The following is a 16,867-nucleotide window of genomic DNA, read 5'->3' as shown; positions in this document are numbered from 1 at the left end:
ATTAGTTTTACAATAGGTTTTATTTATATGCAATTATATTCTCTTTATTGGCAATAATCTTACCATCTTGTAGCTCCAATACCGTACCTTGAGGAAGTTCTACGATAACTCTTGCATCATTAGCCGGAATCTCAATCAAGCCACTTTCATTCACATTTCTAGCAACATACTTTTTTGCAACAATATCAAACAGGTCACATTCTTGTGATGCCCGATAAGTAATAGTTTTAGCCTCTTTATAGGGATTATAATAAAGGTAAACCGGATAAGGCTTATCCACATAAAAATCAGTAGCATTACAATCCAACTGAAGAATACCTTCTACATCGGTTTTTGTTATAATTGCTCCCAAAATACCAACCGGAGAAGAGCTATATACGCTAAACATACTTTCAGCAGGGTTACCTTCTATCCATTTAGGACCATCGCCAATCGCAACCGGACTAACCCCTTTCAAAGATTCCTTACCATAATCATCCGCCTTTCTCAGGCCTTCATACGACACATTGTTATTTGTAATATTTTTCAGTTCCGGAGCCCATTGATGCTTTTCATCAATATCACCCGGATAAAACAGACGGCATGCACTTGAGTTGTTTAGCATCCACTTACCGATAGCTTTTGCATATTCGGGTTGGTACTTAACTAATGGAATGAAAGGCCATGCCGGTTTGATACTATTCATAAGGAACGCATATCCACCACCATCTGTTATACTCCCTTGTAATCCACTTACATCATAATCTCCCCACTTTCCTACTATAATTCCCCAGCCAGTACGTCCAGAAGAACTTTGACAGCCATCAAACACCCAATCAAAGAGTTTAGATACATTATAATTTGTCCCTTCTGTAGCATTTAAATAAGCTGCAACATATACACCTAAAGGCAAAAGAGCTTCATAAAAACGGCTTTCTTTCTGAGAAATTAGTGCTTCCAAGGCACTCTTACAATGTTCCAAATAGCGTGGATCACCAAATTTATGATAAGCACATAAAAGCACATAGGCATGTCCACCTGCTGCATCCTGCTGCATGGGAATATGATTAACATAGCCTTTTAAATTTTTATAATCAAAGTATGAATAGTCATAATTTCCATTTAATACAGAATCTGCTTTTACAAACTGTTCAGCAATGCTTCTTTGTATCCTCTCAGCTCCATCTACATTTGGAAATACGTCACATACAGCATAATACAAAGCGTTAGGAAGTACATCATACCACCAGTCACGTCCATAGCCACCACCCAAGTTAGCGACTGCCGGATTCGTGTTGTTCATCATTATATTCCATCCATTATCCGAATTGAAGTAGTTTTGAACCATCTTTACATAATTGTATCCATCCTGATTGGTTTTATCAATGCCTACCAAACCGGCACCTAAAATAGCAGCCAATGAATTCAAACTTTCATGAAACTCTCCATTATTTGCATCTTTCCCCTGTCGGATATCTTTAATAGCTGTATATAAACCAAAAGTAGTCTGATCAATATTCCGACGGGCATCATCCAACCAAATCAATGGACCGACTTCACTCTTATTGTTCCAATCGAAAATGAAGCGGTCATAATCTTTTGCTTTCTGTCGCCAATCTAACATCTTATAAGTTTCCGGAATATCAGGCATAGAGTCTACTCTATTAATAGAAACCTGCACAATCTTCTCTCCGAAGTTATCTTTTCCACTAGAGCAAGAGACCAATAGGCCAACAATAATAAAGGTATAAAAACTTTTACTTATCATTTTCATGTTCGATAATATTAGTTTGGTTAATAATATTTTTAGCTAAAGGGTATGCTATTAACTGCAATCCTGCAACAATAATCAATGCATACTTCAGAGCAAAATCCTGTGAAATGCTATATGAAAGAAATATAAATAACAGTAATCCAAACGCCCTTCCCAAAAACAGTCCGAATTCATGGCTCAAGATATATGCATATTCATTTCTATGCTCAATCTTTGCAACAACATCAATGGTTCTCATCATAATAGGGAAATAAGCTAAATCAAACAAAGGCTGAAAAACCACCTTACAAAGAACAAAAATAATAACTCCTACAACCGAAAAAAGAATGCCATTCCACAGGGTGCCAATAAAAAAGAGTATTAACCCACCTACAAATATCTTCAAACGGTCTTTCGGATGAGCTATGCGTCCTAATATATAAACCAAAATTGCTGTCAGCGCCCCACTGATACCTTGTATCAAACCTAAAGCCCCTTCATCACCTACTAACTTAAGGACCAATATAGCCGGAGCCGTTACCAAGAACCCCTGAACCATACCTTTCAAAGCAGCCAACCAAAGCATCTTTTTCCAAAGGATATTAAATCGGAAATAAAGAAAGTTGGTTTCTTTCGGATTATTAAAATTCCCTCGCCATAGCACTAAACAAGCAATAATAGTAATAACCACTACTCCCATCGTTACCATACGGTAGGAATCACTGATATTAAACATAAAACCCAAAATTTCTTTTCCACCTATCTGACTAATAAATGCACCGATAGCCAAAGGTACGCCAATAGAGGTAATAGAGAAAAAGAAAGACTCCAATCCAAAAAAATAGTTACGATTATCATCATTAGTATTATAAAGAGCCAATAAATAACGGTTCGTCCAAAAAAAGCCTGAAGCCGCCCCCATTAAAAAGCCCGCCAAACCAAGTTCGATAAATCCAAGCGACTTAATAGTCATCATTCCGAACATTGCAATACCACTTACCAATATTCCTGCCGAATAGAGAATTTTTACATTGTATTTCTTCAGTAAAAAACCATTCACAAAAGAAGTAGCAACAATACCCGCATACATAGCTAACTGATAAAAGGCAACCATAACCGGATCACTAGTATTTCTCATTATATAAGCTCCCACAAAAATTTCAACTACCGGTAACACCAATGCATAAAGCATATTGGTTAACAGCAATATTTTCATGTTAGGTTCTTGTTGCTTAAAGAATAAATATTCTTTCCTCAATTTATCCATCATCTATATCATTCTATTTTAGCGTATTCAAGATTTCTTTAATAGAGAACTCCGCCTTACAAATAACTTCGTCACTTGCTCCGTAATACATTGTTATTCTATCACCATCTACATAATGTCCATTTGTAAAAACAACATTTCCAAAAAAACCAGTCTGTTCATAAGGAGCAATAGGTTCCATGATAGGATCTTCACTTCTTGCAATTACTTTTGAAGGATCTTCTAAATCAAGGAGCAAAGCTCCTAAACAATAACGGTGATTGAAATCGGCTCCATGATAAATTTCCAACCAACCTCTATCAGTCTTGATAGGAGCCGCACCAGCACCTATACGAGCACAATCCCACATTCCTTCACGAGTTACTGCCACACATTTGTGGTTTCCCCAATGCAGACGATCAGGAGATTCTGCCAACCAAATATAATTACCACCAAGCTCTGGACTGCTTGGGCGATGAAAAGCAAAGTATCGACCACCTATTTTTTGTTCAAACAGAGCACAATCCTTATTATGTGGCGGAAATATCATTCCATATCTCACATAGTTCTTCCAATCTTTAGTATGAATTAATCCCACCCCTACTGCCACAGGTGATACCTCCGTAAAAGTAAGGTAAAAACCATCTTCTGTTGTAGCAACACGACAATCTTCAATACCAAATGTCTCTAATTCACCTTTTCCAAAAATTGGTGGAAACTCTGGTTCATCCTTGAAGTGAATGCCATCAGTGCTCGAAACCAATCTTAGATATGACATTGTTGTTAAATAATCCTTACCCTTATAACTGATTACCCGAGGATCTGACGCATTCAAATCAGGACTATCCTTTGAAAAAGAAACAACCTCTATTTTACCTTCTTTATTATATATAGGAAAACTAATAATACCTTCTTTTTGTATAGGTCGTTCTGCAATGCGCAAAAGTAGCCATATTTTGTCTTGATACCTGAAAACTCCAGGGTTTAACAAACATGTTATTTCCATTCCATCTATGCCTGCTTTCAAATTTTTGGGCGCAAGCAAAGGGTTCTGCTCACATCTTTTTGCTATATCCATAGTATTTCTGATTAATTATTAATTTGTGAGCAAAAGTATACGACAGACAAGTAGAAAGCGTTTACTATATTCTCAAATAAGTGTACACATGCTCTAAAACATGTTTTAAAGAAGTGTATTTAGTAGAAAAAAAGTCTCCCAAAGAAAAGAACACATACCTCCTTACATGTTTTATTTAATATTATGATAATCAATAATATACAAAACAAAAAAGGTATATTATATTCTCATAAAACTATAGTATAGTTTCTTTTTGGAAAAACAAACGGATAACTTACAACAAAGCATTTAGAAAAATGTAAGCGTACATTCTTTCACTTTTGCAGAAGCACATTGATTTACAGAAAGTAGAAAAACAGCAGCAGGAGCACATTGGCGGCAATGACACAACCGAAGCCTCTCAACACCCACGAACGCAACGGACTCTTCTTGCCGGAGAAGAACAATGCATAACACATATTTACGGCAATGTTGCTTACTATCGCCTGCATGCTGCAAGCCGTTATCAATGAAACAGGCACATTGCCCGTACCCTGCAGAAGATTCAAGATGAACGGAGTGATGTCGCTGAAGCCGGAAACAAAGGAGAGCAGAGTCAACCCGCCCTCGCCGGCGTATATCAACGTATAATGGGTAGCGATTGTAAATACCACAAAAAGCACGGCAAAAATAAGCGCTACCTTGAACTCCAGCGGATTGCTGCCGTCCTCGTCTTCATCGACCGTTTCCGACATAGCAGGACGCTTCCACCGGGAATGCAGGAACCACGCCGTCCCAGCAGCAACGGCAGACATTATCAGCAAATACGGATAAATGGCTGTCAAAGCCCCTACACTGAATATTCCTATCAGGATAAGAAACCGCAAGAACATCATGCTGACCGCCAACAGCATCGCCGCCACATATTCGGGTGCTTCCTGGGCGGATACTTTCCGACTTTTGCGCGCCAGTACGGATATGGTGGCAGTGCTGCTGTACAACCCGCCTACAATGCCGGATACCAAAATACCGGACTCACGGAATACATATCTTTTCAGCAGATAAGAAAGATAGGAGATGCCCGAAACCACCACCGTAGCCAGCCATATACTGTAAGGCGTGAGGTTGATGCCCGGTATCAGATTGTCGTCGGGCAGCATCGGGAGGATGATACCGCTGATGGCAAGGAACTTGGCAAGCGTAATCATTTCGTCGTTCTTCATCCGCTGTGCCAGTTCGGTAAACGTATGTTTCAGCTCGGTAAAGAGCAATACGGTCACAATTACCATTACATAGAACCAGGAGGGCTGCGTAGCAACGATAGGTGCAATGCAATACGTAATGAGCGCAATGATAATGGTAGTGACCCCGAACACATGAAACTGAGCCTGCTTGACGTAATAATTCAAGGCAAGCAGCAACCCCAGGACAGCCCCGCCACCCATAAACAGGCGATAGTCCGTCGGGTCGAGAATATAGAGGAGATAGCCCAGAATGCCGATAAAGGTGAAAGTACGGTCCGTACCGAACAAGGTCGTCTCTCCTTCGCGCTTCAGACTGATACGCCTCAAGGAAAGACCTATAAGCAAAGAAAACACCGTCACCAGGATAAAAGTGACGAGTTCTTCCGGCAGGTATTGGTACAGTTTCTCCATATACGAATCAACAATTACGGGGCGTAATTAGTTTACTTCCATTCCTTGAACGGATGTTTCATCAGTTGCGAATTGTAATAACGGATATCTCCCGTCACTTCCTGCCCGATAAAGTCCGGTTTCTCAAAAGGCTCGTTCTCCGAGGCAAGCTCCACTTCGGCAACTACCAGTCCCTCATTCTCACCGTAGAACTCATCTACCTCAAAAACATGGTTTCCGCTGCGTATCAGGTAACGGGTTTTATCAATAACACCCGGCTCACACAGTTTCATCAGCTCCTCGGCTTCATTCAGAGGAATTTCTTTTTCCCATTCGTAACGGCTGATACCGGATGCATCGGATGCTCCCTTAATGGTGAGATACCCCTGCCCGCCACGTATGCGTACCCGCACCGTCCGTCCGCGCGCACTGCTGATATATCCCTGAATGATACGGTTCTGCGAGTATGCTTGCGACTTGTATTCTCCTTTTACGAGAAATTTCCGTTCTATCTCTTGCGGCATATTTATCTTCTGAATCAGCCTAAGAAGGAATAGCCCACCAGCATGGCAACCACCAATACCAAAGCGGCAACTCCGATAATCAGCAATACTCTCCTGGCTTGTTGTTCTTCTTTCCGGCTGTGCATTACTTTCTTTTTACTCTTTCCCATGGTGTTTCTATAGTTTAAAGTTCAACGATAAACAAAGTAAAAGGAAATTCGGGAAGTTTGCAAGCATTTATAAAAGAAAAAAGAAAGGAATGTGTCAAAACAAAAAAACGTTTGTTATTTGTTTCTTTATCAGACACGGGATTACACGGAGTTCACCGAAAAAGAATAAAGCAAATCTGCGAAATCCGTGCAATCCTGTGCCTATAGAAAGGAAAACAGAAAGGACTAAATGTTATCTCCGCCTGCAAATTCCATCAGGTAGGCCTTGACGAAACCATCTATCTTACCGTCCATTACCCCGTTTACATCCGAAGTCTGGAAATTGGTACGGTGGTCTTTCACGCGGCGGTCGTCGAATACGTAACTGCGGATTTGCGACCCCCACTCAATCTTCTTCTTGCCGGCTTCCACCTTTGCCTGTTCCGCCATACGATGTTGAAGTTCCTTGTCGTACAGAATGGAACGCAACTGACGCATTGCATTCTCCCGGTTCTTGGGCTGGTCGCGCGTTTCGGTATTCTCAATCAGGATTTCCTCTTCCTCGCCAGTGTAAGGGTCTTTGAACTGATAGCGCAAACGCACGCCGGACTCCACCTTATTTACGTTCTGTCCGCCCGCACCGCTGGAACGGAAAGTATCCCACGAGATGCGCGCCTGTTCGATGTTCACCTCAATCGTATCGTCCACCAGCGGAGTGACGAAAACGGATGCGAAAGAAGTCATACGCTTGCCCTGAGCATTATAGGGAGATACGCGCACCAAACGGTGGACACCGTTCTCGCCTTTCAGATAGCCGTAGGCATAATCGCCCGATATTTCAATGGTACAGGTCTTGATTCCGGCCTCGTCGCCTTCCTGCAAGTTGGAAATAGTTGCCTTATATCCGTGTGTTTCGGCATATCGCAGATACATACGCATCAGCATGCTCGCCCAGTCCTGACTCTCCGTGCCGCCGGCTCCCGAATTTATTTTCAGTACACAATCCATCTGGTCGGCTTCCTCACGAAGCATATTCTTGAGTTCAAGGGCCTCTACGGCAGCGGATGCCTTTGCATAGGCCTCATCCACTTCCTCTTCCGTTACCAGTTCATCCTTGTAGAAATCGAATGCAAGCTGCAACTCATCCGCCAGAACCTTGACTTCATTGTAGCCGGAAATCCATTGCTGCAAGCCTTTCACTTTCTTCATCTGAGCTTCGGCGGCTTTCTGGTCATCCCAGAACCCCGGAGCCTGCGTGCGCAATTGCTCCTCTTCCACTTGTATTTTTTTTCCTTCGATGTCCAGATAGCGGTTCAACGCTTCGGTACGTTCCTTGATATCTTTCAGTTGTTCAATGGTAATCATATACTTTCTTCAAATTCTATCTTTTCAAACCGCAAAGATAGTGCAAAAGTCTGAAAAAATCGCATAAATCCGCTGCAATCAACGGAATAAGAAAGAGGGCGGGCTATTCCGCCACTACGTCCCAACCCGAAAGTACATCACCGTAGAAGTAGAAAGTAACCTTAAAGACCGTCCTGCTGTTCTCATCCGCCACCCGATAGCAACGGGTGGCATCGTAAGATTCCGTTTGCTTATACTCACCCAAAGCCAACGGGGGTAACTCCTCTTTACCGGATGCTTCGGCCACAATCCGTCGCATACGCTTTTCCACCGACGCCATGATGCCTTTATGAGTAAAAGGATTGGTATCCGCCACGTGAGGATGCACCGCTTCAATGATACCGCCATTAGCCGCGCGCACCGCCCGTACACTGTCGGTATAAGTTTTGAACCGGTTCTTTACCTCGGACGAGCGCAAGCCTGCCACCGTAAATACGGCAATGCCCTGAGCACCGCTATTCAGCGCGGCATCCATACATTCGAACATTTCCGGACCATCGGTAGCAGTCATGCCGCAATACAATACGGTTTTATCATTCTTGTCGCGCACATTCTCAACGGTACAATCGGAAATAAAACTGACATCTTCCGTATAGAAAGTATGGTAAACCATCGGAAAAACGATATCCAGGTTCCATTTACCCCAGTCCTGCCGCACCATGCGTGAAGCCATCTTCGGCGTAGGAAACGGAGATGCCGCCATTGTCTTGCCATACGAATGCACCACTCCGGCAATCATATTCGCAACTTCCGTTATCTGGTCGCAACGGAACTGCCGCCACTTTATGTCTGTCGAAGGGTCCTGCTGCTCACGCGGGTCATAGCCATACCTGCTCTTGAACTTTTCGAGCATGGCGGGATGATAACCGTAATCCCATGCGGCATATTCCCGGTCTTGCACAATACCGTAATGCGGCCATAACGTGGTAGGAAGCACTACATCCACCAAACGGTTGTAGTCGATGGCAATTCCGTTCAATCCCTCGACTTCGCAATACGACTTAATTTTCTCCCTGATGAATTCGCGCACCTCAGGCAGTGCGGGACAGAGGAATTTATAATAATCCACATATGCCGTAGTATCTGCGAGGCTCTTTCCGTTGCGGTTTACGCTGAACCAGTCGGGATGTTCTGCCAAAATCTTATCGCGGTCGTGCTCCAGATTCATGGTCCACAACCATGCGTATACTTCAATGCCGTGTTTACGGGCTATGGGAATGGCAATGCGATAGTCGTCGGGGGTGGGTGCATTCAGCATTATTCCATCCATGCCGATGTCGTTCATCACCTGGCATACCGAATCGAAATTCATGCCGGGACGATAATCCAGCCATGTCCAGAACATGGGATACTGCTTAACGGTTACATTATTTTCCTGCCGGCATGAAAAAACGCTCCATATTGAAAACGACAATATCAGCGCCGATAAAAGCTTTCTCATAGCATACTAAGTTTTAAGATTAAAAATATCTTTCCATAGAATATAAACAGACCACACCGGCACAACCCTAAGAAGAAATACACATTTTTTATCCCGACTTCCAACTTTTTCCCCTTTTCTCCCTCCCCGCTCACAAAGACTTCTGAACAGGGGAACAATGAGTCCCTGAGTGAAAGGCATTCAGTCAGGAAGTCAAAGGCATTCAGTCCCTGACTCGATGGAGCTCATTCAACGGAGCGGAAAAGAAGGAAAAAGAAGAAAGAATCATACCGTTCCATTTGTAAACATATAAGCCTAAACCGTTGACGGCATATCCGACAATAAAAAAGGAGGCATACCGCCCTCCTTTTTTATTATTTTAAGCAAACTCTAAAGTCATCCGGACTTTTATTCTTCGTACATCTTATCAATCAGCTCCTTATAATTCTTTGCCACCACAGAACGTTTCAGCTTCAATGTATTTGTCAGTTCGCCCCGTTCCATGCTGAACGGTTCGGACAATAAAGTGAAACGTTTCACCTGCTCATAATGCGCAAACTGCTGTTGCAACGTATCAATGCGGGCACGGAACAAAGCCTGCACTTTAGGATGCTGCAATAAATCGGCCATATCCTTGTACTCAAGGCCTTTCTCCTTGGCGTAGTTCTTCACCAAGCCATAAACCGGAACAATCAAGGCAGACACAAACTTACGCTGGTCGGCAATGACAGCAATCTGGTCAATGTAACGGTCTATCGACAGTTTGGTTTCCAGAGCCTGCGGAGAGATATACTTTCCGTTCGAGGTCTTGAACAAATCCTTGATACGTTCGGTCAGATACAAATGATTTCCCTTCAGATAGCCGGCATCACCCGTATGGAACCAACCGTCTTTGTCGATAGCCGCAGCGGTGGCTTCCGGTTTCTTATAATAGCCGGTAGTAATAGTCTTACCGCGAAGCAGGATTTCATTGTTTTCTCCAATCTTCACTTCAAGGTCGGGCATGACAGTACCTACCGAACCTATCTCATACCCCTTGTCGAGGAAGCAGGACACGGTAGCCGTAGATTCCGTCAATCCATAACCCACCACCATATTGATGCCCACCGAGTGCACGAATTCGCAGATTTCATCGGATACGGCAGCACCGGCAGTCGGGAAGAAATTACCGTTCTCAATACCGATTGTCTTTTTCAGCAGGGCATAGATAGTCTTTTCATAGAATTTATACTTCAGATGAAGCATCAGGGGCGGCGTTTTGCCTGCACGCAGGTAATCAATGTTGTGCATCTTCCCAACTTTAAGAGCATCCAGCATCATTGCTTTCCGCAGGCCGCTCTCCTGGGCAATCTTCTCCTGCACACCGGCATATACCTTCTCCCAAAAGCGGGGAACGCTGCACATCAATGTAGGACGTATCTCCTTGATAGTGGTCTGAATATCTGCCGGACGAAGATTGACACAAACCTGCACACCTCTGTGAAGACAGAAATAAGTCCATGCTTTTTCAAACACATGCGTCAACGGAAGGAAGTTCATGGACACATCCTTATCCGTCATGGCAGTCAGGCGGATATCATGGATGCGGATAGCCTCTCTGTAGTTGAAGTGGTGCAGCATCACTCCTTTCGGCTCGCCGGTGGTGCCGGATGTATAAAGAATATTGGCAAGGTCGCTGTCCGATGCACGGGCGGTACGCTCTTCCACAACGGCATTGTGGGGTAGCCCCTCGCCCAATGCCAGAAACTCGTCGTAGTAGATAGAGGTCTTGTCGCGGGGATCGCGCACAACGCTGCGGTCGAAAATAATCAGTTTCTCCAGAGAGTGGCAAAAGCCAAATGCGCTGAAAGCGGCATCATACTGGAATTGCTCGCCCACAAAGAGGAAACGTATCTGAGCATCGTTGATAATATACTGGGCCTGAGCCGAAGAGCTGGTAGCATACAGCGGTATGGTAACCAGACGGTTGGCAAAGGCAGCAAAATCGGTAAATAAACATTCCGGCTTGTTTTGTGAGAAGATACCGATGTTCCTCTGTTCCTCTGCACCTAAAGCCACCAACGCATTGGCTGCCTGACGTACTGTACGAGAGAATTTATTCCAAGTGATAGGTATCCATTGTGATGTTTCATAGTCCCTGTATTTAAGGGCTACTTTGTCTCCATACTTCTCTGCCTGACGATGTATCAGAACAGACAAATGATGATAAGTCATATTTTTAATGAATTGGTAAATATGGGTACAAAGGTATTAGTTTTATTTGAAACTATCTCCCTTTTTCGGGATTTATCCGTAAGTTTGCAAAGTAATAACGAATATATAACAGAACCCAACGATGACAACGGATATAGAAACACTGGTTTCCGAGGCAATCGGACTGCTTAAATCATTGATAGCCATACCATCATTGAGCCGCGAAGAGGAGCAGGCTGCGGACTTTCTTCAGAATTACATCGAAATGCAGGGAATGGCAACCGGACGGAAAGGCAACAATATATGGTGTCTCAGCCCGATGTTCGACCTGAACAAGCCTACGCTGCTGCTGAACTCGCACATCGACACGGTGAAGCCCGTAAACGGATGGCAGAAAGCCCCGTTCACCCCTACGGAAGAGAACGGCAAGATTTACGGTTTGGGAAGCAATGATGCCGGAGCAAGCGTAGTCAGCCTGCTGCAGGTATTCCTGCAATTGTGCCGGACTACACAGGCTTACAACCTGATTTACCTGGCTTCCTGCGAGGAAGAGGTGTCGGGCAAGGAAGGAGTAGAGTCCGTACTGCCGGAACTACCGCCCATACAATTCGCCATTGTGGGCGAACCCACGGAGATGCAACCCGCCATTGCCGAAAAAGGGCTGATGGTACTGGATGTCACCGCCTACGGCAGGTCGGGGCATGCTGCCCGGAACGAAGGCGACAACGCCATATACAAGGTGCTGAACGACATTGCCTGGTTCCGCGATTACCGTTTCCCGAAAGAATCGGCTTTATTGGGGCCGGTAAAAATGAGTGTAACCATGGTGAATGCAGGGACACAGCACAATGTAATACCCGACCGCTGCACATTCGTAGTCGACATCCGCAGCAACGAATGTTACACCAACCAGGAACTTTTCGACGAGATACGGAAACACATCGCCTGTGAAGCCAAAGCGCGTTCTTTCCGCTTGGGTTCTTCGCATGTTTCTCCCGAACACCCGCTGGTAAAAAAGGCCGTTGCGATGGGTCGGACTCCTTTCGGTTCGCCTACCCTTTCAGACCAAGCACTGATGTCTTTCCCGTCCATGAAAATAGGACCGGGCAAGAGCAGCCGCTCCCATACTGCGGATGAGTTTATCTTCGTCAAAGAGATTGAAGAGGCTATTGCACTTTATCTGGACCTGCTGGACGGAGCAACAATATAAAACTTATCTGTTCAGCCAGGGTTCGGGATTCAGCTTCTCCTTTTCACGGCGTAGCTGGAAGTGAAGTACCGTACGTCCGCCGTCCGCCCCATCCGAGAATACCTGGCCGATAGCTTGCTTGGTAGTGACCGTATCACCTTGTTTCACCGAAGCGGAAGCCAGGTTGCAATATACGGAAATATAGGCTCCATGACGGATAAGGATATTAAACAGCCCGTTCAGTTTGAATACGGCCGCCACCTTGCCGTTGAAGACGGCACGCGCCTGCGCCCCCGGTTTTCCCTGGATGTCGATACCTTTATTGTCCAACTTGACATTGCGCAATCCCTCCACGGCATATTGCCCGTAATGGCTGGTTATGATATAGGCTCCGCTGATAGGCATAGGCAGCTTGCCGCGGTTATTGGCAAAGTCACCGGACAGCTCGCGGTCGGCCTTACTCATGGTATAAGTTTCCAGAGGAGCAACCTTTTTTCCGGAAGCGGACGTTCCCGACTTAGCCGCTTTAGCCGCTTCTTTCTTGCGGGCAGCCGCTTCACGGCGTGCTTCCTCTGCGGCACGTTTGCGGGCTTTCTCTATTTCTTCGGCAATCAAGCGGTCGATACGCGCATTAAGTTGGCTGGCCTCGCGCCGCTTCTTGGCAATCTCGTTCTGTAATCCGCGTTGCTTCTTCCGTAAATCGGCCACAAGGATACGCTTTTCTTTCTCCTGCGCTTCCAGTTTTACTTTCTCGGCCTCGCGCTCTTTCAGCAGATTGGCTTTGGCAGCCCGCACCTGCCTGAGTTCCGCTTTCTTCTTATTGACCTGTTCCTGCTTTTTCAGCACTTCCTCGCCCTGCAGGCGTTGGTAGGTGGCATACTCACGCACATAACGCAAGCGGCGATAGGTCTGCGCCAGACTCCGTGCAGAGAAAATAAACATCAGCTTCTCCTCAATGGAACGGTTCTTATAAAGGTACTGGACAGACGACTCGTATTTCTTCTTCTTGTCCTTCAAGTCGCGCTGCAATTTTCCTAACTGGCGTTCCAATGACGATAGCTCACGGTCTATCGACTCTACATCGTTATTTATGGTAAGGATATATCGTTTGCGTTCCTCTATCTGCCCCGTCAAAGCGGCAAGTCCGTTCAACTGGCTGCTTACGGTTTTCTTTGTAGTTTTCAGAAGTGTTTCCGATTCGGTAATCTGCTTTTGCAAAGCACCGCGCTTGCTTTCCAATTCCTTTATCAGTTTGTTGGACTGGGCAAGAAGCGGAAAAGCCAGACAGAAACAACCTATAAAAATACAAAGCAAACGTCTCATAAGCTCATCAGCATTTCTAATATTTCATTCAACTCAACTTGTGTGTACTTTGAAGACAGCTCGGTAGGCGTCAGCGAAAACGAATTATTGGAAAAGCCGGACAACTCGATTCTGCCTTTCTCCAGCGAAGGAATGCCCAATTCCTTTCCCGACAACTCTTTCTTTCCGTTGGGTTTGGAAGCATTGAATAGAATCTTTTCCAAATGGGCAAAGTCGGCTTTCTTCGGTAGCACATCTTTCAATTCCTTACGGGTAGCACGGACGTAACGCTTGCCCATGCGGTCTACCAGCAATATTTCTTCGGGTGTCACCTCCATGCGCGCCACCTCTGTACGTATGATAGGCATGAGGAAAGAAAGCTGCATCCGTTCGCCGCTTATCAGCTTCATCGTACCGTTTACGGTGAAAACGGCGTCTTTGGTAGGAACGGTCAGCCGCACCTTGGAAGACAGGTAGCGGGTACTTTCGGGAAATTTGGATGTCTCCGCCTTCCGGGTGGTTTTACAGCCTGCCAGACAGCAGAGGATAAAGAGCATAAAGACCAGAGTCCTGCCATTGAATTTTGTTTGTTCCATTACCTTGTTACTTTTATTATGTATCACTTCACCGTTTTACCGACTTACTTATCACTGATATACTTCTTCTTCCGAATCTTCTCCTGTAGGGTCCTGGACTTACTGCCTATCTTCAATGCCTGGTTCCAATACTCCAGAGCCTTGTCCACATCACCCGTCATATAGTAGATGTCGCCGCAATGTTCTACGATGACATCGCTTTTGCCTCCGTCACTTTTCATGGCATCGTCTATATACAAACGGGCCTCGGCATAATTGCCTTTCTCAAACAGAATCCAGGCATAAGTGTCCAAATAGGTGGCATTATCGGGTTCCGCCTTCACCGTCTTATAACTCATCTCCTCGGCTTTATCCAGATTACGGCGCTCGACAGATAGGTAATAAGCATAATTGTTCAAAGCTCCGATATTGGAAGGATTGTACACCAGCGCCGAATCATAGGCAGCATAGGCTTCCGTATTCAAATCTTTCGTATGATAGGCATCTCCCAAAATGGAATAGAAATCTGAAACAACCTCTTTCTTACTGTCCGCCGTAATTTGCGTCAATGCTTTCTGACAAATGGAAATTACATCATCCGTCCGTTCCGCCTGGTTATAAGCGATAGCCAGATAGAAATAGAACTCCAGCATCTCCGGGTTGGTTTCAACGCCGGCTTCGCATAAATCAATCACATCGTTGTAATCCTCCTTGCGTACCGCTTCACCCAGCAACATCATACGCGCAGCCGTATTGGTAGGATCGATTGTCAACACCTGACGCAGTACCGGAAAGGCTTCCTTGTTCATTCCCTTAGATAAAAGATACTGAGCGTAAAGCATCGGTATCCCGGCATCATCCGGCTCTTGTTCCAGAATACGGTCGAAAAGGCTGATAACCCGCGTACTGTCCTTACCGTTCTGCTCATTCTGCACGACAAACTGGCGCATTACATTCAGTTTCGTTTCCGAAGGAACTTTCTTGTTGAGCAATAAAGTGTCCAACTGCTGCTGATAAAGGTCTTTCTGACCGGTCTCCTCATAATAGGACGCCAGCGAATACATCGCCATGGCATTATCCGGCTCGGCATCCAACACCTTGCGGTACATGTTATATGCTTCCTCTTTCTTTCCGTTCTGCATATATACATCCCCTAACACAACCTGATAACGGGAATCCATCGGATACTCCGCAACCAGGCTCTCTATCTCATGGAAAGCATTCTTATTGTCTTTCATTTGCAGATAAATACGGAACTTCTCCATACTCAACTGCTCGCTTTTGCCCATCTTCTCCTCAATCCGGTTCAAAGTGGCAATCACCTTATCATACTGCTCCTGCCGATTATAAATGTCCAACAAGGCATAAAGCGGATCCAGCTTGTCGGTGAAACGTATAGACATATCTTCCAGCAGCTTCATCGCTTTCTCCTTTTCGTCCTGTTGCTGATAAAGATTCGCCAGTCCCTGACTGTACCAATAATTATCCGGATCGTTTTCCACGGCCTTCTCCAATGCAGCCTGCCCCTGAGGCACTTGCTTCAGGAACAAATAATATTGCGCCAGTTCGTATAAGGCCGACGAAGCATTCGGATTGATAGTCAGGCAATGTTGCAGCAAATCAAAAGCCGCATCATAGTCTTTCTGAATCTTCAGACGGGCTGCTTCCAAAAAGAAATAATCGTACTTACGCTGCTGTTCCGGAGTAAGTTCCGCCACAGGCTTCGCCGATAATGCCTTTGCCTGCTTACGGGATGTCCCGCAGGAGACAAGCAAGAAGCCCGCCACCAACAAAAACAGCCCTATTTTCTTATTATTGAATATGCTCATTATCTATATAAAATCAAATGGTATAAGCAACCCTCCGTCAATCACTAATCACTCATCGCTAATCACTCATACCCCATCCCAACTACACGCCCGTATGTCCGAAGCCACCGGCACCGCGTTCCGTTTCATCCAACACATCCACCTCCTGCCATACGGCCTGCTCATGGCGGGCAATTACCATTTGGGCGATTCGTTCTCCGTCCTCAATCATAAATGTTTCCGAAGAAAGATTTACGAGGATAATACAGATTTCACCGCGATAGTCTGCATCGATAGTACCCGGAGAGTTCAATACCGAGATACCTTTCTTGATAGCCAAACCGCTGCGGGGACGAATCTGCGCCTCAAACCCCGCCGGCAAAGCGATGTACAAACCTGTAGGAACCAGGCAACGCTGCAACGGTTCCAAAGCTATCGGCTCGGAAAGATTGGCACGGATGTCCATTCCGGCAGACAACTCGGTGGCATATGCAGGCAACGGATGTTTCGACTTATTTATAATTCGGACGGTCATACTATTATTTGCCATTTCAATGAAGTTACGATTGAGATTACTTTAATTCACTATTTAACGGACAAAATTACGGATTTTGAAGCAAATAGTCATACATTTGCAGTTAAATAATAAGAAAGT

At 45.0% G+C, this 16,867-nt stretch carries 14 protein-coding genes; 1 reads left to right on the top strand and 13 read right to left on the bottom strand.

Annotated features, from left to right (window positions below; translation table 11 throughout):
* Nucleotides 1-19: 19 nt before the first annotated feature.
* The 9 genes from NQ565_RS04355 to NQ565_RS04315 form a co-directional block, all read right to left on the bottom strand.
* A complete protein-coding gene (locus NQ565_RS04355; RefSeq protein WP_005656152.1) occupies nt 20-1,753 on the bottom strand; it encodes a hypothetical protein in 1,734 nt (577 codons plus the stop codon).
* On the bottom strand, nt 1,737-2,999 hold the full coding sequence (locus NQ565_RS04350; RefSeq protein WP_034535866.1) for an MFS transporter: 1,263 nt from the start codon (nt 2,997-2,999) through the stop codon (nt 1,737-1,739). Before NQ565_RS04350 ends, NQ565_RS04355 begins: the two co-directional genes overlap by 17 nt.
* Nucleotides 3,000-3,012: 13 nt before the next feature.
* Nucleotides 3,013-4,056: a glycoside hydrolase family 130 protein gene (locus tag NQ565_RS04345; RefSeq protein WP_005656148.1), complete on the bottom strand. Its 1,044-nt coding sequence runs from the start codon at nt 4,054-4,056 to the stop codon at nt 3,013-3,015.
* Nucleotides 4,057-4,394: 338 nt separating this feature from the next.
* Nucleotides 4,395-5,690: an MgtC/SapB family protein gene (locus tag NQ565_RS04340; RefSeq protein WP_005656146.1), complete on the bottom strand. Its 1,296-nt coding sequence runs from the start codon at nt 5,688-5,690 to the stop codon at nt 4,395-4,397.
* A 32-nt stretch (nt 5,691-5,722) separates the two neighbouring features.
* Complete coding sequence (locus NQ565_RS04335) at nt 5,723-6,193, bottom strand: CYTH domain-containing protein (protein ID WP_005656144.1); 471 nt, start codon at nt 6,191-6,193, stop codon at nt 5,723-5,725.
* A 14-nt stretch (nt 6,194-6,207) separates the two neighbouring features.
* Nucleotides 6,208-6,342 carry a hypothetical protein gene (locus NQ565_RS04330; protein ID WP_005656142.1) on the bottom strand — a complete coding sequence of 45 codons (135 nt, stop codon included), beginning with the start codon at nt 6,340-6,342 and terminating at the stop codon, nt 6,208-6,210.
* A gap of 225 nt (nt 6,343-6,567) precedes the next feature.
* Nucleotides 6,568-7,686, bottom strand: coding sequence for a peptide chain release factor 2 (gene prfB / locus NQ565_RS04325; protein WP_005656138.1), 1,119 nt, complete (start codon nt 7,684-7,686; stop codon nt 6,568-6,570).
* Between the two features lie 103 nt (nt 7,687-7,789).
* Nucleotides 7,790-9,166, bottom strand: coding sequence for a glycoside hydrolase family 10 protein (locus NQ565_RS04320; protein WP_005656134.1), 1,377 nt, complete (start codon nt 9,164-9,166; stop codon nt 7,790-7,792).
* 387 nt (nt 9,167-9,553) lie between these two features.
* A complete protein-coding gene (locus tag NQ565_RS04315) occupies nt 9,554-11,359 on the bottom strand; it encodes an AMP-dependent synthetase/ligase (protein ID WP_005656130.1) in 1,806 nt (601 codons plus the stop codon).
* 121 nt (nt 11,360-11,480) lie between these two features.
* Between NQ565_RS04315 and NQ565_RS04310 the strand changes: the two genes are divergently transcribed.
* Nucleotides 11,481-12,548 (top strand): M20 family metallo-hydrolase, encoded by a 1,068-nt coding sequence (locus tag NQ565_RS04310; RefSeq protein WP_005656129.1) that lies wholly within the window; start codon nt 11,481-11,483, stop codon nt 12,546-12,548.
* 3 nt (nt 12,549-12,551) lie between these two features.
* Here the strand turns inward: NQ565_RS04310 and NQ565_RS04305 are convergent, their stop codons facing one another.
* The 4 genes from NQ565_RS04305 to dut form a co-directional block, all read right to left on the bottom strand.
* Complete coding sequence (locus NQ565_RS04305) at nt 12,552-13,850, bottom strand: murein hydrolase activator EnvC family protein (protein ID WP_005656128.1); 1,299 nt, start codon at nt 13,848-13,850, stop codon at nt 12,552-12,554.
* Nucleotides 13,847-14,425, bottom strand: coding sequence for a DUF4292 domain-containing protein (locus tag NQ565_RS04300; protein WP_005656127.1), 579 nt, complete (start codon nt 14,423-14,425; stop codon nt 13,847-13,849). The genes NQ565_RS04305 and NQ565_RS04300 overlap by 4 nt, the downstream gene beginning before the upstream one ends.
* A gap of 44 nt (nt 14,426-14,469) precedes the next feature.
* Nucleotides 14,470-16,233, bottom strand: a complete 1,764-nt coding sequence (locus tag NQ565_RS04295) for a tetratricopeptide repeat protein (protein ID WP_005656126.1) — start codon at nt 16,231-16,233, stop codon at nt 14,470-14,472.
* Nucleotides 16,234-16,315: 82 nt separating this feature from the next.
* Nucleotides 16,316-16,747, bottom strand: a complete 432-nt coding sequence (dut, locus tag NQ565_RS04290; RefSeq protein ID WP_016661100.1) for a dUTP diphosphatase — start codon at nt 16,745-16,747, stop codon at nt 16,316-16,318.
* Nucleotides 16,748-16,867: the final 120 nt, after the last annotated feature.

This window comes from Bacteroides stercoris ATCC 43183 (genome assembly GCF_025147325.1).
Taxonomy (GTDB): Bacteria; Bacteroidota; Bacteroidia; order Bacteroidales; family Bacteroidaceae; genus Bacteroides; species Bacteroides stercoris.
Note: the sequence above shows the minus strand (reverse complement) of the source record. Positions and strands in the feature narration are given on the sequence as shown.